The sequence below is a fragment of the Fictibacillus gelatini DSM 15865 genome (assembly GCF_000430745.1).
GTDB classification, from domain to species: Bacteria; Bacillota; Bacilli; order Bacillales; family Fictibacillaceae; genus Fictibacillus_A; species Fictibacillus_A gelatini.
The window spans coordinates 18,239-38,622 of the sequence record NZ_AUMP01000036.1 but is presented as its reverse complement, the minus strand read 5'-3'; the positions used below and the strand labels follow the sequence as shown (position 1 = coordinate 38,622).

At 44.8% G+C, this 20,384-nt stretch carries 19 protein-coding genes; 18 read left to right on the top strand and 1 reads right to left on the bottom strand.

The features are described 5' to 3' along the window. On the top strand, positions 1 to 345 hold a 345-nt coding region (locus tag H538_RS0114960; protein WP_026678292.1), incomplete at its 5' end, for an aldehyde dehydrogenase family protein. A gap of 135 nt (positions 346 to 480) precedes the next feature. Beyond that, complete coding sequence (locus tag H538_RS0114950) at positions 481 to 840, top strand: DUF3905 domain-containing protein (protein WP_026678291.1); 360 nt, start codon at positions 481 to 483, stop codon at positions 838 to 840. A 340-nt stretch (positions 841 to 1,180) separates the two neighbouring features. Here the strand turns inward: H538_RS0114950 and H538_RS0114945 are convergent, their stop codons facing one another. Further along, positions 1,181 to 1,723: a pyridoxamine 5'-phosphate oxidase family protein gene (locus H538_RS0114945; protein WP_026678290.1), complete on the bottom strand. Its 543-nt coding sequence runs from the start codon at positions 1,721 to 1,723 to the stop codon at positions 1,181 to 1,183. Between the two features lie 105 nt (positions 1,724 to 1,828). Here H538_RS0114945 and pdxR point away from each other — a divergent pair, with 105 nt between their 5' ends. From pdxR to H538_RS0114870, 16 genes are all read left to right on the top strand, one after another. Continuing rightward, a complete protein-coding gene (gene pdxR, locus H538_RS0114940; protein ID WP_026678289.1) occupies positions 1,829 to 3,256 on the top strand; it encodes a MocR-like pyridoxine biosynthesis transcription factor PdxR in 1,428 nt (475 codons plus the stop codon). Between the two features lie 81 nt (positions 3,257 to 3,337). Further along, a complete protein-coding gene (locus H538_RS0114935; RefSeq protein ID WP_026678288.1) occupies positions 3,338 to 3,973 on the top strand; it encodes a histidine phosphatase family protein in 636 nt (211 codons plus the stop codon). A 72-nt stretch (positions 3,974 to 4,045) separates the two neighbouring features. After that, entirely contained in the window at positions 4,046 to 5,182 is a 1,137-nt protein-coding gene (locus H538_RS24015) for a DUF5050 domain-containing protein (protein WP_051291503.1), read from the top strand. Positions 5,183 to 5,314: 132 nt separating this feature from the next. Further along, a complete protein-coding gene (gene gatC, locus H538_RS0114925) occupies positions 5,315 to 5,605 on the top strand; it encodes an Asp-tRNA(Asn)/Glu-tRNA(Gln) amidotransferase subunit GatC (protein WP_026678287.1) in 291 nt (96 codons plus the stop codon). 12 nt (positions 5,606 to 5,617) lie between these two features. Further along, a complete protein-coding gene (gatA, locus tag H538_RS0114920) occupies positions 5,618 to 7,081 on the top strand; it encodes an Asp-tRNA(Asn)/Glu-tRNA(Gln) amidotransferase subunit GatA (protein WP_026678286.1) in 1,464 nt (487 codons plus the stop codon). Between the two features lie 4 nt (positions 7,082 to 7,085). After that, positions 7,086 to 8,522: an Asp-tRNA(Asn)/Glu-tRNA(Gln) amidotransferase subunit GatB gene (gene gatB, locus H538_RS0114915; protein WP_026678285.1), complete on the top strand. Its 1,437-nt coding sequence runs from the start codon at positions 7,086 to 7,088 to the stop codon at positions 8,520 to 8,522. 190 nt (positions 8,523 to 8,712) lie between these two features. Then, complete coding sequence (locus tag H538_RS26745; protein ID WP_081412680.1) at positions 8,713 to 8,862, top strand: phosphotransferase; 150 nt, start codon at positions 8,713 to 8,715, stop codon at positions 8,860 to 8,862. Positions 8,863 to 9,246: 384 nt separating this feature from the next. Then, on the top strand, positions 9,247 to 10,113 hold the full coding sequence (locus H538_RS0114910) for a YitT family protein (protein ID WP_026678284.1): 867 nt from the start codon (positions 9,247 to 9,249) through the stop codon (positions 10,111 to 10,113). Positions 10,114 to 10,279: 166 nt separating this feature from the next. Next, the gene (gene eutB, locus H538_RS0114905) at positions 10,280 to 11,278 is read left to right on the top strand and encodes a hydroxyectoine utilization dehydratase EutB (protein WP_035351030.1); all 999 of its coding nucleotides are present in this window, start codon (positions 10,280 to 10,282) and stop codon (positions 11,276 to 11,278) included. A 35-nt stretch (positions 11,279 to 11,313) separates the two neighbouring features. Continuing rightward, positions 11,314 to 13,020 carry a PucR family transcriptional regulator gene (locus H538_RS0114900; RefSeq protein ID WP_035351027.1) on the top strand — a complete coding sequence of 569 codons (1,707 nt, stop codon included), beginning with the start codon at positions 11,314 to 11,316 and terminating at the stop codon, positions 13,018 to 13,020. A gap of 175 nt (positions 13,021 to 13,195) precedes the next feature. Then, on the top strand, positions 13,196 to 14,380 hold the full coding sequence (locus tag H538_RS0114895; RefSeq protein ID WP_026678281.1) for a M24 family metallopeptidase: 1,185 nt from the start codon (positions 13,196 to 13,198) through the stop codon (positions 14,378 to 14,380). 17 nt (positions 14,381 to 14,397) lie between these two features. Next, on the top strand, positions 14,398 to 15,405 hold the full coding sequence (locus H538_RS0114890; protein ID WP_026678280.1) for a cyclodeaminase: 1,008 nt from the start codon (positions 14,398 to 14,400) through the stop codon (positions 15,403 to 15,405). Further along, entirely contained in the window at positions 15,402 to 16,598 is a 1,197-nt protein-coding gene (locus H538_RS0114885; RefSeq protein ID WP_026678279.1) for a cystathionine gamma-synthase family protein, read from the top strand. Before H538_RS0114890 ends, H538_RS0114885 begins: the two co-directional genes overlap by 4 nt. Before the next feature lie 24 nt (positions 16,599 to 16,622). Next, positions 16,623 to 17,864 (top strand): M20 metallopeptidase family protein, encoded by a 1,242-nt coding sequence (locus H538_RS0114880; protein ID WP_026678278.1) that lies wholly within the window; start codon positions 16,623 to 16,625, stop codon positions 17,862 to 17,864. After that, a complete protein-coding gene (locus H538_RS0114875; RefSeq protein WP_026678277.1) occupies positions 17,854 to 18,909 on the top strand; it encodes a homoserine dehydrogenase in 1,056 nt (351 codons plus the stop codon). The genes H538_RS0114880 and H538_RS0114875 overlap by 11 nt, the downstream gene beginning before the upstream one ends. Positions 18,910 to 18,932: 23 nt before the next feature. Next, positions 18,933 to 20,366, top strand: a complete 1,434-nt coding sequence (locus H538_RS0114870) for an aldehyde dehydrogenase family protein (protein WP_026678276.1) — start codon at positions 18,933 to 18,935, stop codon at positions 20,364 to 20,366. Positions 20,367 to 20,384 lie beyond the last annotated feature (18 nt).

Below are 20,384 nucleotides of genomic sequence, written 5' to 3'. Positions count from 1 at the left end.
ATCATTGCCGATGTAAAAGAAAACGACCGCTTAATGCAAGAAGAAATTTTCGGGCCGGTTGTCGCGTTCTGCAAGGCGCGTGACTTCGATCATATGATGGAAATCGCGAACAACACCGACTACGGCTTAACAGGCGCGCTCATTTCGAACAACCGCGAGCACATCGAACGCGCAAGAGAAGAGTTCCATGTCGGCAACCTTTACTTCAACCGTGGATGTACAGGCGCGATTGTCGGCTACCAGCCATTTGGCGGCTTCAACATGTCAGGAACCGACTCAAAAGCGGGCGGCCCTGACTACCTCATCTTGCATATGCAAGCGAAGACGACAGGCGAACAGCTTTAAATTTTTTGCAAACCTCTCCAAAAGCGGAGAGGTTTTTTGCATTTAATCAAACGTTTGTTTAAAAAGGAAAAGAAGCTGTCCATACATAAACCCCCACCAATTGGAAAACTTAAAACCAAGTGAGGTGGGATGGATATGACTGACAAAGATAAAAATGAAAACGAAAAATTGGATTCGCCCATTTTAGATGAAACACAGCCGCATCAAATAGAGGCTCCATCGTTTAAAGGAACCGGGATCAAGATGCAGCAGCCGTTTGTTAATCGCTATGGTGTCGTGATCGGAGACAGTAAATACAACTCGGAAAACTCTCCATTAAACAATTGGAGTACGGAAACTGATCCCGAGATCATGTCAGGAGACGAATGGGTTCACCCGACAAACGATATCGGCTGGAATACGGCCGAAAATAAGGAGCTATTAGAAGAAAAGGTCAAACCGCAGGGGGTTCCATTCATGCACCCGGCTAAAGACGTGTCATACCGCAAAGATTAGACATCCACAATCACGATTGTGGATGTCTTTTTAAACGTTTAAATTTTTGAAGTAGAGGACAATTTTCCTTGCACGAAACCCGAATTTGTCCTTTATCGCCGGTCTCAAGGACAAATTTTATGTCGAAGAGCCTGATTGTGTCCAATAGAACACGTCTCAAGGACAAATTTTCCATCAGGATGTCCAATTTTTCCCTTGAAGAACCCAGAAATGTTGTTTATTGTCTAAAACATATGATTTATTGTCCAAAATGTGTGCCTTATTGTCCGGAACACATATTTTATTGTCCAAACGCCAACTTTTATTGTCCGAACACTGATTGTTATTGTCCAAACTCAGGTTAATCATCGCCCACACGACGCCCGGGGTAAAAGGCGCTTTCCGGATTGAGCGGGTTTTCTTTTGCTGTTATCTCATCAGGCTTGATCCGGTAGACAACGGCGGCACTTCCGTAAGAAGAGCGGTATTTGTTCACATGCTGTTTCGCAAGCGGTTGATTATAGTATCCGGGCACATATTTATCAAGCATCGCTTGCAATGCGCCAGTTGCTTCATCTAGATCGGCAACGGGGCTGGCCTTGCCGAATAGCATCACGCTCATGTAGGCTGTATCAGTTTTCGCCGGTACGGGATCGGCGATCGTGCCATACTCTGCGCAAACGGTGAAACAAACGCCCGGGTTTTCATACATGATTTTGTTTTTCCTGCCCTCCTCTGCGCCATGAAAATAGATGGCATCATTCCACCAGACGAAGTTAAGTGGCACAACATAAGGCTGATGGTCGTCTGCAAGCCCTAATAAGCCGACCTTTGCCTGGCGTAAAAAACTGTCAATCTTCTCTTGATCATTACATTGTCTCAGTACATATCTCATAGGGATCATCTGCAATCCGCTCCTTTGTTTTTAAAAACAATTATAAAAACTATCTGTACACTACAAAAGATACAATTTATAATTTTCAAAACGGTACAGATTGGAGCGAACGATGTGGATGTCAGTCCAAATTTAAATGAAAATGACAATCAGCCCTTATATATCCAGCTTTATGAATATTTTAAAAAGCAAATTCAAGTTAGCGGACTTTCTGCTTCAACGAGGCTTCCATCCATCCGCCGGCTTTCCGATGATTTAAAAATAAGCAAAACAACGGTACAAATGGCGTATCAACAGCTTCTTGCAGAAGGGTATATTGAAAGCAGGGAAAGAAGCGGCTTTTATGTTATAAAATTAGAAGAGGAATCGTTTGGGAGCATTCTGCCTGCACAGCCCCTCGCCTCTTTTAAAACTGAAGTTGGCGGGAAACAGACACGCATACTTTACGATTTTTACATGTCAAATATTGATTTCAACCATTTTCCGTTTGACAGCTGGCGCAAATGTTCGAATCAATGCATCAGCCGTGATCATAAAGACTTGCTATCATACGGCGATAAACAAGGTGAACGTGGACTTCGCTATGAGCTTAGCAAATATCTTCGGCGGGCACGCGGCGTTAATTGCTCGGAAGAACAACTTGTGATCGGTTCAGGCACTCAGGTGGTCTTACAAATAATATGCCAACTTACCGGAATTGACGGGAAAAAAGTAGCGATGGAAGACCCGGGCTATCCCGGTGTGCGAAATGTGTTTCAGCATTTTCGCTTCGAAATTGAACCGATTCCTTTAGAGGAGGATGGAATTCACATTGATGCACTTAGCAAAAGCGGAGCGAAAATGGTTTACGTCACGCCTTCCCACCAATATCCGATGGGAATGGTCATGCCAATTGCGAAACGAATGAAACTTCTCCAATGGGCGGAAGAAAACGGAGGCTTAATTATTGAAGATGACTATGATGGGGAGTTTCGTTATCGGGGCAAGCCGATTCCTTCTCTGCAAGGGTTGGATGCTCACGGAAACGTCGTATATGTTGGAACCTTTTCAAAATCGCTCTTGCCCGGCATAAGAGTTAGCTATATGGTATTGCCAGAACGATTGCTTAATATTTACAAGCGCATGCTGTTCATGTATGACCAAACGGCTTCAAGATTCCATCAAAAAGCGTTACAAGGGTTTATCCAAAGCGGCGAATGGGAACGGCATATCCGCAGAATGCGCACCATTTATCAAAAAAAGCATACGGCACTGCTGGAAGCTATAAAAAGCATCATGAAAACCAACGTCACCGTTACCGGACAGGATGCAGGGCTACATATCGTTTTAAAAGTAAAAAGTGATAAGACCGCAGATCAGCTCGTGAAAATAGCGGAAGAAGCGGGTGTAAAAGTATACAGTACGACGCCAATGTGGCTGAAAAAGGATAGCGCCGGCGATCCTCTCATTCTTCTTGGCTTTGGTGGATTATCGTTAGAGGAGATTTCTGATGGAATTGAACGCTTAAATGCCGCCTGGACTCCGTATTACAGACATAGATAGCAAGGTTTAGAGAGATTGGTAGTAGACTCATATTATGGAAATTGGTAAAATATGTACAGGGGTTAAGATGGAGGTTTAAAAATGCCAAAAACAACATTGTACATCGTAAGGCATGGGCAAACAGAATGGAACGTGGAGAAACGAATGCAGGGTCATAAAGATTCGCCATTAACCGAATTAGGAGAATGGCAGGCAAGGTGGCTGAGTGAAGCGTTAGCTCCTATTAAATTTGATGAAATTTATTCGAGTTCAAGCGGGAGGGCTGTCAAGACAGCGGAAATCATTAGTGGAAAACCAAAAGATCAAATAAAGGTAACAGATCAGTTAAAAGAAATGCATTTAGGAGTATGGGAAGGGGAAATTCAAGCCACTATTCGGGAAAATGATCAAAAGCGGTTCTCGAGCTTCTGGAATGATCCGGAGCAATTTGAAGCAAATGGCGGGGAATCGTTTATCGATGTTCAAAAAAGAGTGTTGCCTGAACTTCAAAGAATCATCGCAAATCATACAGGGAAGAACATATTAATCGTCACTCATACAGTTATTATAAAAATCTTGATGGCTTATTTTGAAGAGCGGCCTCTTTCAAAATTATGGGACCCTCCTTATATTCATCCGGCATGTTTATGCAAGGTAGAATTAGAAGAAGGAAAACACCGCATTTGCCTTCATGGAGACATCTCACACTATAAACATGAAGCGGTCGGCTTATATTAGAATAATAGTTTAACCTGCTAGATTTAAGGGTATGTACAATCTAGTGAAAATTTTGAAAAAGGATGATACTATGTGAAAAAATCAGGGTTTGTGTTATTGTCATTGGTTTTAGCGGCAATGGTTGTGGTTCAGCCGAAAGCGGCAAAGGCAAGTTCATCTGCATCAGGGCTATACAATGCGATTTATAAAGCGTTTAATGAAGTAGATTCAGAGATTACGGTGACTAAATATCATCCAAGTACGACGACAGCTGCAAACACGATTAATGCGGTTTTACAAAAGCATCCGGAAATCTTTTATTACAAAAGCGGGCAGTACAAATATACAAAGACGAGCAGCGGAAAAATCACTAGCATTAAGCTCCGTTTTACGTATACCCATTCAAAGTCAACCATATTGAAAATGAAAAAAACGTTAAATAGTACGGCCAACCAAATTATTCGCAAACATGTGAAGTCGTCTTATTCCTCTTTTCAAAAAACAAAGGCGATTCACGATTATATTGTGACCCACAATACGTACAATGCCCAGACCCAAAGCGGCACGTATAAATATAATACGGCCTATAGCGCGCTCATCGAAAAGAAATCGGCTTGTAACGGTTATGCGCAGGCCATGCAGCTGTTGTTAAATAAAACAGGTGTGAAAAATTATTACGTATACGGCAAAGCGAATAATGGGAAACAAACCGAGCTTCATGCATGGAATCTTGTGAAAATGAACGGGAAGTATTACCATGTCGATGCAACATGGGACGACTATCCAAAAGATCATGGCCGTGTCGTCAGCTATCAATATTTTGGTGTAACAGACGGCGTGATGAAGAAAAACCATTCATGGAGTACAAAAGGTTTGCCGAAAGCAACAAGTACAAACTACCAGTACATGTGGAATATGCTTTTCCCTGTGAAAAAAGGGGGCTACATTTATTACAGCAATGCACCCGATAAAAAGCTTTACCGGATCAAAGAAAACGGAACCGGAAAGAAGAGAATAACGGGCGACCGCGCGCTATGGCTAAATGAGAAGAACGGCTGGATTTATTTCAGCGACTATTCCCGTGGCGGCTATATTTACAAAATAAAAACCGACGGCTCCCATTTAACGAAAGTGAACAACGTCTGGTCGCAATATCTCTATATAAAAGGGAGCTACCTGTACTACACGAATGGCAATAATAACAAAACCTATAAAATTAAAATAGGATAATACCAGGACGAGAGACAAAGTCTCTCGTCCTTTGACTTTTCTGAATTCTAAAGTAGTGATGCAGTTGATTAAACCGTACGAACTCTGGTATCATCTATATATTGTGAATGTACAGTTTTGGAGGTGGCGAGCTTGTCTCGAATTTCAGAAGAACAGGTTAAACACGTGGCGCATCTTGCTCGGTTGGCAGTAAGTGAAGAAGAAGTGAAAATGTTCACCGAACAATTGGATGCGATTATCGGTTTTGCAGAAGAGTTAAACGAATTGGATACGGACAACGTGGAACCGACGACCCACGTTTTAGATTTAAAAAATGTGCTTCGCGAGGATGTTGTGAAAGATTCCGTTTCCCGTGAAGAGGCGCTTAAAAACGCTCCGGATCAAAAAGACGGTCAATTTAAAGTGCCGAACGTTTTAGAGTAGAGGAGGGACATCATGTCATTATTCGATAAAAAAGTTTCAGAACTGCATCAACTTTTACATAAAAAGGAGATTAGCGTAACGGATCTCGTTGACGAGTCTTATGCCCGGATAAAAGCAGTTGACGATCAAGTCAAAGCGTTTTTAACGTTGGATGAAGAAAACGCAAGGAAAAAAGCGAAAGAATTGGATGGAAAGTTAGGGTCAGGCGAAGAGCGCGGCCTTTTATTTGGCATGCCGATCGGGATTAAAGACAATATCGTCACAAAAGGCCTTCGCACGACATGTGCAAGCAAGCTATTATCCAATTTCGAACCGATTCATGACGCGACGGTTGTTGAACGATTACTTGCCGCCGAAGCGATTGCCATTGGAAAATTAAACATGGACGAATTCGCGATGGGGTCTTCCAATGAAAACTCTGGCTTTTTCCCGACCAAAAATCCATGGAATCTGGATTGTGTACCTGGAGGGTCAAGCGGTGGCTCGGCAGCGTCTGTTGCAGCCGGAGAAGTATTATTTTCATTAGGATCCGACACAGGGGGCTCGATTCGCCAGCCCGCTGCTTTTTGTGGAGTGGTCGGATTGAAGCCGACTTACGGTCTCGTCTCCCGTTACGGACTTGTGGCATTCGCATCTTCTCTCGATCAAATTGGACCAATCACCCGGTCAGTAGAAGACAATGCTTACTTGCTGCAAACAATTGCCGGACATGATGCAATGGATTCCACTTCGGCAAATGTGGACGTGCCTGACTATTTATCGGCATTAACAGGCGATGTAAAAGGGCTGAAAATCGCCGTGCCGAAAGAATATCTCGGTGAAGGCGTGGACAAGGAAGTGCGCGAGCGTGTATTAGAAGCTCTTAAAGTATTGGAAGGACTCGGGGCAACATGGGAGGAAGTGTCATTGCCTCATTCGAAATATGCTCTTGCTACTTATTACTTGCTATCCTCTTCAGAGGCATCAGCAAACCTTGCCCGATTTGACGGCATTCGTTACGGTGTCCGTTCTGACAATGGACAAAACTTGATTGACCTGTACAAGCAAACGAGAAGCGAAGGATTCGGGGATGAGGTAAAACGCCGCATTATGCTAGGAACATTTGCACTTAGCTCTGGTTATTACGATGCGTACTATAAAAAAGCGCAAAAAGTGCGGACATTGATCAAAAATGATTTTGATGAAGTATTGGCGAAATATGACGTTATTATCGGACCGACTGCGCCGACACCAGCGTTTAAAATCGGCGAAAAAACGAAAGATCCGGTCACGATGTACGTCAACGATATTTTGACGATTCCTGTTAACCTTGCCGGTGTTCCTTCGATTTCTGTTCCATGCGGGTTCTCTAAGCAAATGCCAGTCGGCCTGCAAATTATCGGAAAGCATTTTGATGAAAGCACGATTTACCGAGTTGCCCATGCGTTCGAACAGGCAACCGAACATCATAAGGCAAAACCGGAATTGGAGGTGTAATAGGATGAGCAATTTTGAAACAATTATTGGACTTGAAGTACATGTTGAATTGAAAACAAAATCAAAGATTTTTTGCGGTTGTTCAACCGACTTTGGCGCACCGCCAAATACCCATACATGCCCGATCTGTTTAGGGCATCCAGGGGTGTTGCCGGTCATGAACAAGCAGGCGGTTGATTTCGCGATGCGGGCTGCGATGGCATTGAATTGTAAAATTAACCGGGAAACAAAATTTGACCGGAAAAACTATTTTTACCCGGACAATCCGAAGGCGTACCAAATTTCCCAATTCGACAAACCGATTGGGGAGCATGGCTGGATTGAAATTGAAGTGAACGGAAAGAAAAAGAAGATCGGGATTACCCGCCTTCACTTAGAAGAAGATGCAGGTAAATCAACGCACGCAGAAGACGGATCTCATTCATTAGTCGACTTAAACCGTCAGGGAACGCCGCTTGTTGAAATCGTATCTGAGCCGGATATCCGCACACCGGAAGAAGCGTATGCGTACCTTGAAAAGCTGAAAGCGATCATTCAATACACTGGCGTTTCCGATTGTAAAATGGAAGAAGGTTCGCTCCGTTGCGATGCAAACATTTCCCTACGTCCACTTGGCCAGGAAAAGTTTGGAACGAAAACGGAAATTAAAAACTTAAACTCGTTTGCCCACGTGCAAAAAGGTTTAGAGTTTGAAGAAAAACGCCAGGAGCAAGTGCTTCTTTCCGGTGGCGAAATCCTGCAAGAAACACGGCGTTATGATGAAGCGTCGAAGAAAACCATTTTAATGCGCGTGAAGGAAGGCTCGGACGACTACCGTTACTTCCCTGAGCCGGATCTTGTTCATTTAAGCATTGACGAGGCGTGGATCGACCGGGTTCGTTCTGAAATCCCTGAACTTCCGGATGCCCGGAAAGCGCGCTATGTATCCGAGCTTGGACTTCCGGCTTATGACGCGATGGTGCTCACGCAATCGAAGAAAATGTCCGATTTCTTCGAAGAAACGATTGCAGCAGGCGCCGATGCGAAGCAAGCATCAAACTGGCTCATGGGTGAAGTGAGCGCCTACTTAAATACAGCTTATAAAGAAATCGATGAAACGCCACTTGAGCCGGCTGGTTTGGCTAAAATGATCAAGCTAATTACAGACGGCACGATTTCATCGAAAATCGCCAAAAAAGTGTTTAAAGAAATGATTGAAAATGGCGGAGACCCTGAGACGATCGTCAAGGAAAAAGGCCTTGTCCAAATTTCGGATGAAGGCGCGATCCGCGAAATCGTTATTACGGTCCTTAACAACAACGAACAATCGATCATTGACTACAAAAACGGAAAAGACCGCGCAATCGGCTTCCTTGTCGGACAGGTTATGAAAGAAACAAAAGGAAAAGCCAACCCGCCAATGGTCAACAAGCTCATTTTAGAAGAAATCGAAAAACGATAAAGCAAAGCCGCTGCATGTAATGTGCAGCGGCTTTTTAAATTGCTTGAGGTTGTAAAAGGATTTGGCGACAACGTAGAGAACTCCTTCAAGAAAGGAGCTGTTTTTCCCATGGCAGTATTTTTCTTACTATGATCCTAAGACACTCCGAATACCTGAGTGGTCAGAGCATCAAGAAGAATGGTAGAAAGTCATACAATGTATTACCAGGAATTACCCGGATGCGAGAAACGGTTTCATTCACCGAGATTATCATCCATGCAATGTCCTATGGGAGGATGGGCGCTTGACGGGCGTAGTCGACTGGGTTAACGATGCATTGGCCCTGCCGGAGTCGATGTAGGGCATTGCCGCTTAAATTTAGCCCTTTTATATGGAGCTGGCGATGCCGATTTCTTTTTAAGTGCATATAAGGGCGAGGCAGGTGACCATTTTGACTATCATCCATATTAGGACTTGAAAATGGCCTTTTTTGCCTGAACCGGTTGTTTATAAAGGCAGGATTGACAATGGAGTAAAAGGGCTATCAAACAAGCTTATGATGAAACGCATGGATGAATACATATTGAGCATACAAAAACGATTATAATGAAATATTAATTATATAAATAGAGCTTTTCGCCAAGTTAAAGCGTCACCTTAATGCTGTTTACACCTTATTGGCCTGGTGTTATACTGTCGAATGGTATTGAATACAGCAAGAGATTTTTAGAGGGTGTGAACAATTATGGCATCACTTTATCGAAAAATAATGTCATTAAATCCTAAAGTGATATTAGCGTTAGAGTATGTTGAGATTTTAGTCGGGGCAGCTATTGTCGGCCTGACTTTCAATCTTTTTCTTTTGCCAAATGAGATCGCGGCAGGAGGAATAAGCGGGTTAAGCACGATTCTCCACGGATTGTTTGGATGGAGCCCGGCTATTGTTCAGTGGGCATTTAACATCCCGTTATTTTTCCTTGGGATCATTCTGCTTGGTAAAGATTTCAGCATTAAAACACTTGTCGGGACGATTTTTTTGCCTCTTGTCGTTTTTTTAACGCAAAATGTTGAACCGCCGACATCTAATCCATTATTGGGCGCATTGTTTGGCGGAGTCGGGATTGGGTTTGGCCTTGGCATCGTTTTCCGCGGTAAAGGATCAACGGGCGGGACGGCGCTCATCGGCCAAATCATCCATAAATTTACTCATATATCATCAGGCATTTCAATGGTTCTTGTCGATGGATGTATTGTTATCTTATCCGCTGTCGTCTTTAGCCTTGAAAAAGCTTTATACGCACTTATCAGCATTTATTTGACCGGGAAAGTGATTGACATTGTCCAAATGGGATTCAGCAATTCCAAGATGGCGATTATTATTTCAGAACGGGAAGAAGAAATTCGCCAGGTCATTTTGAATGAAATTGACAGGGGAGTCACGAAGATTCCGGGTATCGGGGGCTATACAAATAACGATCGTCCGGTTCTTATGTGCGTCCTTGACCAGAGTGAATTGACGAAACTCAAACAAATCGTTGTGCGGGTCGATCCCGCAGCCTTCGTTATTGTATCAAACTCTGTTGAAGTGATGGGCGAAGGATTTCAAACATAAGAGAGGGGGCTGTCACAGAAAGTCATTGTTCGATGACTTCTGCACAGCCCCTTTTTTGTATGAAAATAAATCACATTTGTAGTCACTTTTACGAATTGATTTTCGAAAATTCTAACTATATAATCTGAAAAAGTAATCGTCTTTATTGCTCGAGGGAGGGAAAAAAGTGAATCAAATAAAAGAGAAAAGTATTTGCACAGTGACGATTCGCGACGTTTGGCAAGCACGAAAGCGCATCTCGCAGCTCGTAAGGAAGACGCCTTTAATTCAATCATCGATTCTATCAGAAAAAGTCGGTAGACCAATTTTTCTGAAACTTGAGACGGTTCATGAAATGGGTGCATTTAAAGTAAGGGGTGCAGCCAATAAGATTTTGTCATTAAGCAAAGAGGAACAAGCCCGTGGAGTGACCACGTTTTCAACCGGGAATCACGGGATGGCTGTTGCCTATGTTGCCAAAAAACTTGGCATAGACGCTGTAATTTGCATTTCTCATCGTGTACCTCAAGTGAAGGTTGATGCACTCAAAAGATTAGGGGCACGGCTCGAAATTTATGGAGAAAGCCAGGATGATGCAGGAGAACGGTGTTTTCAGCTGCAAAAAGAAAAAGGATTAACCGTCATTCCGCCGTTTGATGATCCTTTTGTCATTGCTGGACAGGGTACAATTGGGCTCGAGCTATTTGAAGATTTGCCTACGATTCAAGAAGTCATTGTACCTTTATCTGGCGGCGGCCTGCTTGCCGGCGTTGGACTGGCTGTAAAATCGGCTGACCCGAACATCAAGGTAACGGGAGTGTCAATGAATCATTCTGCCGTGATGTATGAAAGCTTACAAGCAGGAAAGCCTGTCAAAATGGAAGAAAAGGATACGCTTGCCGATAGTTTGCTAGGCGGGATCGGGCTTAATAACCAATATACTTTTAAAATGGTGCAGCAATACATGGACCGGATTGATCTCATATCCGAAGAAGAAATTGCGTCTAGTATGGCCTTTATGATGGATTACCACCGTATCATTATCGAAGGGGCGGCGGCAACGGGAATCGCTTCGGTCTTAAGAGAGGGAGCGAAAGAAGGAAGCGGCGATGTTGCCATTATTATGAGCGGAAATAACGTTGACCTCTCCGTGCTCGCCGATATCATAAAAAAATATGTTCATTAGCTTGTTCGGTTAATTTTCTTGGAGGGTGAATGGTGATGTTAACAGTCAAGGACGTCTTAAGTCTGGAGATTATGGGAAGCGCCAGGGTGAGGTCGGGAAAAGGGGTAGTAAACGAACGTTGTGTGCAATGGATTTCGGTTATAGAAATGCCCGTTGAAAACTTTGTCCGGAAAAATGAATTTGTGCTGAGCACCGCAATCGGTTGTGGGGATGACACCGATACGCTAAAGCAATTTGTCCAGGATATTATTGATTCAAATGCATCAGCACTTGTCCTTGCTTTAGGCCGCCACGTCTTTTCTATTCCGAAAGAAGTGCTGCAATTAGCCGAAAGACAAAATTTTATCATTATTGAACTTCCATGGGAGGTTCGATTTGCAAATGTCATTCATGATGTCATGCAACAATTAAATGGTTTGCACTATAAAGAGCTAGAACAATCGGAAAGAACGCAGCAGCAACTCTTGAAGTTAATTTTACAAGGAGCGGAACTGAACCAGATTGCAAGATTTGTTCAGGAAAATGTAGAATGTCCGGTAGTCATTACCGATCATGCAGGAAAAATCAAAGGGACAAGCCAACATGCCCATCCGGCAATAAAAGAATGGAAAGACCCGGTCACATCAGGGAAGATTGTACCCGCTAACACCTCACTCTTTTCTAACGATCCGATGTTTCAAAAAATCAAGAAGGTAGAAATGGCGGAAACAACACTTCTTCAGTTGCCGATCATGAAACCGCCGCGTGATGTCCAGGGGTATTTATACGCCCTTTTGCCGGCGAAAACATCTGTCGAAACCTTTTTGACACAAGAGCGGGTAAATGTGTTGGAGCATGCAGTGACAACTGCGGCGCTCTGGTTTTCTAAGGAAAACGCGATCGAAGATACAGAAATGCGCCTGCGCAGTGATTTTATTTTGGAACTTGCGACTGGTGAATTTTCGTCAGGGAATCATGCAAAATCAAGGGCAAAATCCCTTGGCATGAATTTAAATGTTCCATACATTGGAATAGTTGGTTTCCCGGAGAACTTAAGGGCGCTTTTCCAGAAGCGGAATGAAGATGTGAATTCTTATGACCACTGGCATGAAAACATGATTCATTATATTGAGGAAGAAATCGAATTCGCCGTTCAATCGTTAAATCGAGAAGTAATGGTCAGTTCACAAGAAGGGCATATCATTATTTTTTTAGAAACCCGGGCTGATAAAAAGGGTGAAAACGTTAATGATTTATTAGATCTTATAGAGCGCCGCCTGCGCCACTTACTGCCGGAAGTCGCCATATCATGGGGCATTGGAAATTACCACGAAGGGCTTAACGGTTTTAGAAAAAGCTATGAAAATGCGAAAGTTGCTTTAGAGATCGGAAGGCGGCAAAAAGGACGAGGGAGGCGTGTTATGTATGAAGATACACGCATTGACCGCTTGCTCTTAAGTCTGGCAGACAATGCCGATATTAAAGAAGTAGTTGAATCAACGATCAAACCTTTAATCGAATACGATGGCCAGGGAAGCATGGATTTAATTGAAACGTTTATCTCCTATAATCGCAATCACGGAAATGTAAGCCAAACGGCAAGATGTCTAAACTTGCACAGACAGTCACTGCTCTATCGCTTACGGAAAATCGAATCATTAACGGGGCTTTCCCTCATTGATCCTGACAATCTTTTTTTGCTCGATTTAAGCATTAAAATTTGGAATATCGGAAACGCCGAAAAGAGAAAGGTATTAGAGTGAAAGGATGCGCTATCATTCGCCTCTTTTTTCTTTTTTGTACAATTTGCAAGAATTGTTTTCGGAAAATTCATACAGTTGGACAGATGATTAAACGGCGGCTATTTTACTATGATAAACGTGTAGATAGACTATTCGAAAAATTTAGATACTGTAAAAAGAACAGGAGGGATTTCTCATGTCATTTACAATAGCAGAATACAAAGCGCGCATTCAAAAAACGAAAGAAAGGATGGCAGCCGAAGGAATTGAAATTCTCCTTATTACTGACCCGGCAAACATGAACTATTTATCTGGCTATGACGGATGGTCATTTTACGTTCACCAAATGTTAGTCGTGATCATCGATGAAGAACAGCCTTTATGGATTGGCCGGGGGCAGGATGCGAATGGGGCAAAGGTAACGACATGGATCTATCATGAAAACATCATTCCATACCCCGATGATTACGTTCAGTTCGATACGAAGCATCCGATGGACTTTGTCGCTGACATTTTAAAACAAATCGGCCAGGAAAAACGGACGATCGGGGTTGAAATGGAAAACTATTATTTTACTGCCAAATGTTATGAACAATTGAAAAAGGGACTGCCAAATGCAACGTTCAAAGACGCCACCTTGCTCGTCAATTGGGTTCGTATTATAAAAACGGACACGGAAATTGAATATATGAAACGCGCAGCTAAAATCGTTGAAAAAGCGATGAAAATCGGGATTGAATCAATTGATGCCGGAGTGCGCGAATGTGACGTGGCGGCGAGCATTTTCCACGCGCAAATCACAGGGACGGAAGAATTTGGCGGAGACTATCCGGCGATTGTACCGCTTTTGCCTTCCGGCGAGAAAACATCAACACCGCATTTAACTTGGACGGATGAACGATATAAACCGGGAGATACCGTCATTTTGGAACTGGCCGGTTGTTACAGGCGCTATCACTCTCCACTTGCCAGAACCGTAAACATCGGAAAGCCGCACGAAAAAATGAAAACACTTTCAGATGTTGTCGTAGAAGGCTTAAACGCCTGCCTGGATGCCATAAAACCAGGCATCACGGCTGAAAAAATTGAAGAGGTCTGGCGGAAAACGATTGAAAAAAGCGGAATTGTGAAAGAATCACGGCTCGGCTATTCAATGGGGCTTAACTATCCCCCGGATTGGGGCGAGCATACGGCAAGCATTCGTAAAGGCGATCAAACAATTTTAGAGCCGAACATGACGTTCCATCTTATTCCGGGCATCTGGCTGGATGATTACGGGTTTGAAGCGAGTGAATCATTCCGCGTTACAGAGACCGGCTGTGAAACGTTCGCTTCTCTTCCGAGGGAGCTTTATGTAAAAGAAGGCATTCTAGCAAAATAGTCCGGTGAGGTGAAATCATGCTTATTTTTACAGAGCAAGATATCAAACAATACGTTCAATTAAACGAAAAGGCATTAGAAGTTGTCGAAGAAGGGTTTACGAAGCTTGCCAAAAAGGAAGTTGTGATGCCGCCGATCATGCGAGTCGACATCCATGATGAAAATGGGGAAGTAGACGTGAAAACAGCGTACGTGAAAGGAAAAGACAAATTTGCGATCAAGGTTTCGTCTGGCTTTTTCAATAACTATAAGCTTGGCCTGCCAAGCGGCAATGGGTTGATGATGTTAATTAGCACGAAGACGGGGATGCCAGAGGCGCTGCTTTTAGATAACGGCTATTTAACCGATATTCGGACAGCGGCAGCTGGAGCGATTGCTGCCAACTATTTGTCAAAAGAAACGATAAATACAGTTGGCATAATTGGAGCGGGCGGACAGGCGCGGTTTCAACTCCGGGCGTTAAGGCAAGTGCGCAATTTCGGAAAAGTTCTTGTCTATTCTAGAACGGCTGTGAGGGCAACCGCATTTGCAAAAGAGATGTCAGAAGAGCTCAACATTGAAGTGATAGCGGCTAAAAGTGCTGAAGAGGTTGTGAAAATGAGCAATACGGTGGTGACAACGACGCCGTCAAAAGAGCCTGTCATTCAAGCGGAATGGCTTCATCCAGGGCTTCATATTACAGCAATGGGATCAGACGCCGAACATAAGCAAGAATTGGACGTCCAAGTATTAGCCAGGGCAGACAAGCTCGTTTGTGATACGAAGGCCCAGTGCATGCGGTTAGGAGAACTCCACCATGCCGTGGAGAAAGGTGCCGTTGCCGATCTGTCATCCATTATCGAACTCGGGCAGATTACGGCAAAAGAAGCTAGCGGCCGTGACAATGAACAACAAATTACGGTCTGTGATTTAACCGGAACGGGTGTCCAGGATACGGCGATTGCTCTTTTTGCCTATGATGAATTGGTAAAGCACAATGTCGGCATAAATGTGGAAAACAAAACAATTGATGGGGTGATCATATGACAAATCAAGAAAAGATCGGAACGAAAACCGTATGGGCAGGAGAAAGCGAATATTTAGTTCATGGCGCAACACAAGTGCCAGTCGTTCTCAGTGTTTCTTACGGATATGATGATATGGATGAATGGTATGACGTCGCGATTGGAAAGAAAAAAGGGCATATATACGGACGCAACACAAACCCGACCGTCCAGGCATTTGAAGATAAAATAAAAGCACTTGAAGGAGCTGAAGCGGCAACGAGCTTCTCTACCGGAATGGCTGCGATCAGCAATACGCTCTCAACATTTTTGTTTCCGGGCGACCGGATTGTCTCGATAAAAGATACGTATGGCGGGACGAATAAAATTTTTACAGAATTTTTGCCGCGTCAGCAAGTGGAAGTCACTCTTTGTGAAACCGGCCATCATGAACAAATTGAGGCTGAAGTGAAAAAGGGCTGCAAAATTCTTTATTTAGAAACGCCGACGAATCCAACCGTTAAAATTACGGATATCGAAAGAATGGCAGAAGCTGGACACCGTGCGGGCGCACTTGTGATCGTTGACAATACGTTTGCCACGCCAATTAATCAGAACCCGCTATCTCTCGGCGCTGATCTAGTCATTCATAGTGCCACGAAGTTTTTAGGCGGTCATGCCGATGCCCTGGGAGGCGCAGTGTGTGGTGCCAAACACCTTATTGAGCAAATTTATCATTATCGTGAAATTAATGGGGCGACGATGGACCCGATGGCAGCGTATCTTATCTTGCGTGGAATGAAAACGCTTCATCTCCGTGTCCGCCAGCAATGCCAGGGCGCCATGAAAATTGCGAAGTATTTACAAACGAAGTCGATTGTTGAAGCCGTTTATTATCCCGGGTTAGAAACGCATCCGAATCATGAAATTGCCAAAAAGCAAATGGCTGATTTTGGTGGAATGCTTAGCTTTTCGGTGAAAGGCGGTGTCGATACAGTGAGAGAATTGTTGCCAAAGTTAAAATATGCCAACCGGGCGGCGAACCTTGGAGCTGTTGAAACGATCGTCGGTCCGGCGCGGACGACGAGCCATGTCGAATGTACGCCAGAAGAACGCGCTGCCATGGGAATTCCGGAAGGGCTAATCCGCTATTCGTGCGGCATTGAAGACGCCGAAGATTTAATTGCTGATCTCGAGCAAGCTTTTGCCCGGGTAGAAAACTCGATAAAAGTTTAATCTGCCCACAAGGAGGGATCAACAATGGCGATTCAACTGATCAAACAGGCAAATGGATTGTCTCAACAGCTCATCGCGTGGCGGCGGCACTTTCACCGGAATCCCGAACTTAGCTTTCAAGAGTTCGGGACGGCCCAATTTGTTGCGCAAACATTAAGGGGCATGAACGGAATCAAGGTGGAGACAGGAATCGGGGTTCATACGAGCGTGATCGGAACATTATCGGGCGGAGAGGGGCCGAAAATCGCGATACGTGCCGATATGGACGCCCTCCCCATTCAAGAGGAAAATCCGGAAGACTACCGCTCGCAAAACCCCGGAGTGATGCATGCGTGCGGCCATGATGCTCACGCTGCCATTTTATTAGGTGTTGCCAAACTTTTGAGCGAACGCTTTAAAAGCGGTGAATTAAATGGAACGGTCAAATTCATTTTTCAGCCAGCCGAGGAAAGCACAGATGAAAACGGATTATCCGGCGCTCCGTATATGATTCAAGCTGGCGCTTACGACGGCGTTGACGCTGCGATTGCCCTGCACATGTGCCCGTGGCTTCAGGTCGGCGAAGTCCAGGTAAATGATGGCTACAGCATGGCCAATGTTGACGTTTTTCAAGGAAAAGTTTTTGGGACAGGGGGGCATGGTGCATACCCGGAGCTCGGGACCGACCCGATTTGGATGCTCAGCCCCGTCCTTCAGGCCATACACGGCATTGTATCGCGAAAAGTTTCCGCGTTAGATGCGGCGGTTGTGAGCATCGGCCAGGTGCATGCCGGGACGGCGAGCAACATTATCCCGACAGAAGTTACCCTTGAAGGAACCATCCGCAGCTATTTACCGGAAGTAAGAGATTTGTTGTCTGTGGAAGTAGATAGAGCCTTTGCGCTTGTAGAACAATTGGGCGGGCGGTATTCGCTAGAAATTGAGCGCGGAGAACCGGCATTAAACAATGACAGTTCCGTAAACGGGTGGATTCGAGAGACGATCCGCTCTCTCTACCCCGAATGTAAGCTAGTTCAGCGCCCGTTTGGAATGGGCGGCGAAGACTTTGGCTATGTGACGGAAAAGTTGCCGGGAGCGATGTTTTTTCTCGGCTGCGGGCTGCCAGATGGCATTCGGCGCGACCTTCATACTCCCATCTTTAATCTTGATGAAGCGTGCCTGCCGATAGGCTGCGCGATCCTGGCCGAAACCGCAAGGAGGTTTTTAACAGGAGAGGTTCGATTACAGAAAAATAGTGAAGCGGGGGAAGCTGTCTATGAAACATAAATTGGCATTCATTGGTTTTGGGGTTGTTGGCCAGGGATTAGCTGAAATATTACGAGATAAAAAGGAGACACTTCTAAAAGAATTTGACCTTGAACCAACCATAGTAGCCATTTCCGATCTGATGAAAGGGGCGATCTATCATCCGGACGGACTCGATGTCGATACGGTACTGCAAGTGTTGGGCGAAACAGGCAATCTCGAAAACTACCCGAACGTACCTGGCCTTGTCATAGGATGGGACAGTTTTCAAACGATCCGCGAGACAAATGCCGATACGATTGTTGAAGTTTCATATACTGATGTGAAAACAGGGCAACCCGCCATTGACCATTTACGATCCGCTTTTGAAAATGGCAAAAATGTCATTATGACCAATAAAGGTCCTGTCGCTTTAGCCTACAGCGAACTTAACGAACTTGCGAAGAATAACGATGTGTACTGGGGCTTTGAAGGAACTGTTATGAGCGGGACGCCGGCGCTGCGAATGCCGGCTCTGGCGCTGGCGGGAAATGAAATTACAGAAATTCGCGGCATCTTAAACGGAACGACCAATTACATTTTGACGAGAATGGAAGAAGAGGGGCTTTCCTATGAAGCGGCTTTAAAAGAAGCGCAAGAGCTAGGGTTTGCGGAAGCGGATCCGACAAGCGATGTGGAAGGCTATGACGCAAGATACAAGATTGTGATTTTAGCAAATGATGTGATGAAAATACCGCTCAAAGTAGAAGAAGTGCCGTGCAAAGGGATTACAAGGATTACCTTAAAGGACATTGAAGAGGCAAAAGTGGAAGGAAAACGGTGGAAGCTGATCGCAAAGGTCCAGAGGTCCGGAGATCATGTGGCAGCGGCGATTAGGCCGGAAAAAGTGGATATCACCGATCCTCTCGCATCCATTTGCGGAGCCGTTAATGCGATTACGTATGAGTGCGATTTATTAGGAACTGTCACATTAAGTGGTCCGGGAGCAGGGAAAATAGAGACAGGCTTTTCCCTCTTAAGCGATTTAATCGCGGCTCACCGCAGGGCAAAGCTAGTTCGTACTTAAATCTACGAAAGGTGGGGTTTATTATGACAACTCAAGTTTCTGGCCGAAAGATGTATCTTGCAGGAAAATGGGTAAGCTGCGATCGAACCATTCCCGTTTACGACCCTCAAGATCACTCGATCATCGATACCGTACCTGCTGCAACAAAAGAAGATATGCTTCAGGCAATTGAAGCAGCAAAAATTGGCGCAAAAGCGGCGGCGAATATGCCTGTCCATGAACGAATGGCAATCATCCAAAAGGCAGCCGACTATATAGAGGAAAGAAAGGAACTGTTTGCCCGGACGATTTCGCGCGAAAGCAGCAAAACGATCCGTGAAGCCTATAAAGAAGTGAAACGGTGCATCGAGACGCTTCGCATAAGCAGCGAGGAAGCACGAAGGATTCAAGGGGAAACGATTTCATTTGACCAAATGCCTGGAAGCGAAAATCGCGTCGGCTATTATTACCGTTTTCCGATCGGCATCATCGGTGCCATCACGCCGTTCAATGACCCATTAAACCTTGTCGCCCATAAAGTCGGGCCAGCCATCGCTTCGGGAAACGCGATCATTGTCAAACCGGCAACGGTAACGCCGCTCAGCAGCCTATTGCTCGCGGAAGCATTTGCCCGGGCCGGCCTTCCTTCAAATGTGTTATCGGTCGTAACAGGATACGGGAATGAAATTGGTGATGTGCTTGTGACCCATCCGGCTGTGCGCATGATTTCCTTTACGGGAGGACTTGAAGCCGGCGAAGAAATTATACGTAAGGCGGGCATGAAGAAAATCGGGATGGAGCTTGGTTCCAACTCCCCCGTTATTGTTTTAGAGGACGCCGATTTACGGGAAGCTGTTGAATCGGCCGTATCCGGTGCCTTCTGGGCAGCGGGGCAAAATTGCCTTGGCGTACAGCGGATTTACGTTCAGGAACGTGTAATGGATGAATTTCAGCAAGCGTTTGTTGAACGAACGAGGAGCTATCGAGTTGGCGATAAGCAGTCGGAGCTGACCGATATGGGTCCGCTAATTACCGAAAAAGAAGCGATTCGCGTTGAACATCTCGTAAATGAAGCGATCGAAAAAGGAGCCGTATTGCTGACGGGCGGGGAGCGCAATGGCGCTTTCTATTCACCGACCGTTTTAATAAACGTCCCTGACGATTGCACGATTGCAAAGGAAGAAATTTTTGGCCCGGTCGTCCTCCTCTATTCTGTTCCAGATCTCGATACCGCGATCCAGGCAGCGAATGATGTGAATTACGGATTACAGGCAGGCATTTTTACAAATAACATCGAGAAGGCATTCCGTGCGATTAAACAGATGGATGTCGGCGGGATTATGGTCAACGACTCTAGCGACTACCGAATTGACAGCATGCCATTTGGAGGCGTGAAAGGGTCTGGACTTGGAAGGGAAGGAATCAAATTTGCGATCCAGGAAATGACGGAGCCGAAAGTGGTTTGCTTCAAATTATGAACGATTAACAATGAGCAA

Excerpts from the sequence above, each read along its gene's own strand:
- H538_RS0114950 (WP_026678291.1), top strand. The coding sequence starts at position 481 with ATGACTGACAAAGATAAAAATGAAAACGAAAAATTGGATTCGCCCATT.
- H538_RS0114945 (WP_026678290.1), bottom strand. The coding sequence starts at position 1,723 with ATGATCCCTATGAGATATGTACTGAGACAATGTAATGATCAAGAGAAG.
- H538_RS0114935 (WP_026678288.1), top strand. The coding sequence starts at position 3,338 with ATGCCAAAAACAACATTGTACATCGTAAGGCATGGGCAAACAGAATGG.
- gatA (WP_026678286.1), top strand. The coding sequence starts at position 5,618 with ATGTCATTATTCGATAAAAAAGTTTCAGAACTGCATCAACTTTTACAT.
- gatB (WP_026678285.1), top strand. The coding sequence starts at position 7,086 with ATGAGCAATTTTGAAACAATTATTGGACTTGAAGTACATGTTGAATTG.
- H538_RS0114910 (WP_026678284.1), top strand. The coding sequence starts at position 9,247 with ATGGCATCACTTTATCGAAAAATAATGTCATTAAATCCTAAAGTGATA.
- H538_RS0114900 (WP_035351027.1), top strand. The coding sequence starts at position 11,314 with ATGTTAACAGTCAAGGACGTCTTAAGTCTGGAGATTATGGGAAGCGCC.
- H538_RS0114895 (WP_026678281.1), top strand. The coding sequence starts at position 13,196 with ATGTCATTTACAATAGCAGAATACAAAGCGCGCATTCAAAAAACGAAA.
- H538_RS0114890 (WP_026678280.1), top strand. The coding sequence starts at position 14,398 with ATGCTTATTTTTACAGAGCAAGATATCAAACAATACGTTCAATTAAAC.
- H538_RS0114885 (WP_026678279.1), top strand. The coding sequence starts at position 15,402 with ATGACAAATCAAGAAAAGATCGGAACGAAAACCGTATGGGCAGGAGAA.
- H538_RS0114880 (WP_026678278.1), top strand. The coding sequence starts at position 16,623 with ATGGCGATTCAACTGATCAAACAGGCAAATGGATTGTCTCAACAGCTC.
- H538_RS0114875 (WP_026678277.1), top strand. The coding sequence starts at position 17,854 with ATGAAACATAAATTGGCATTCATTGGTTTTGGGGTTGTTGGCCAGGGA.
- H538_RS0114870 (WP_026678276.1), top strand. The coding sequence starts at position 18,933 with ATGACAACTCAAGTTTCTGGCCGAAAGATGTATCTTGCAGGAAAATGG.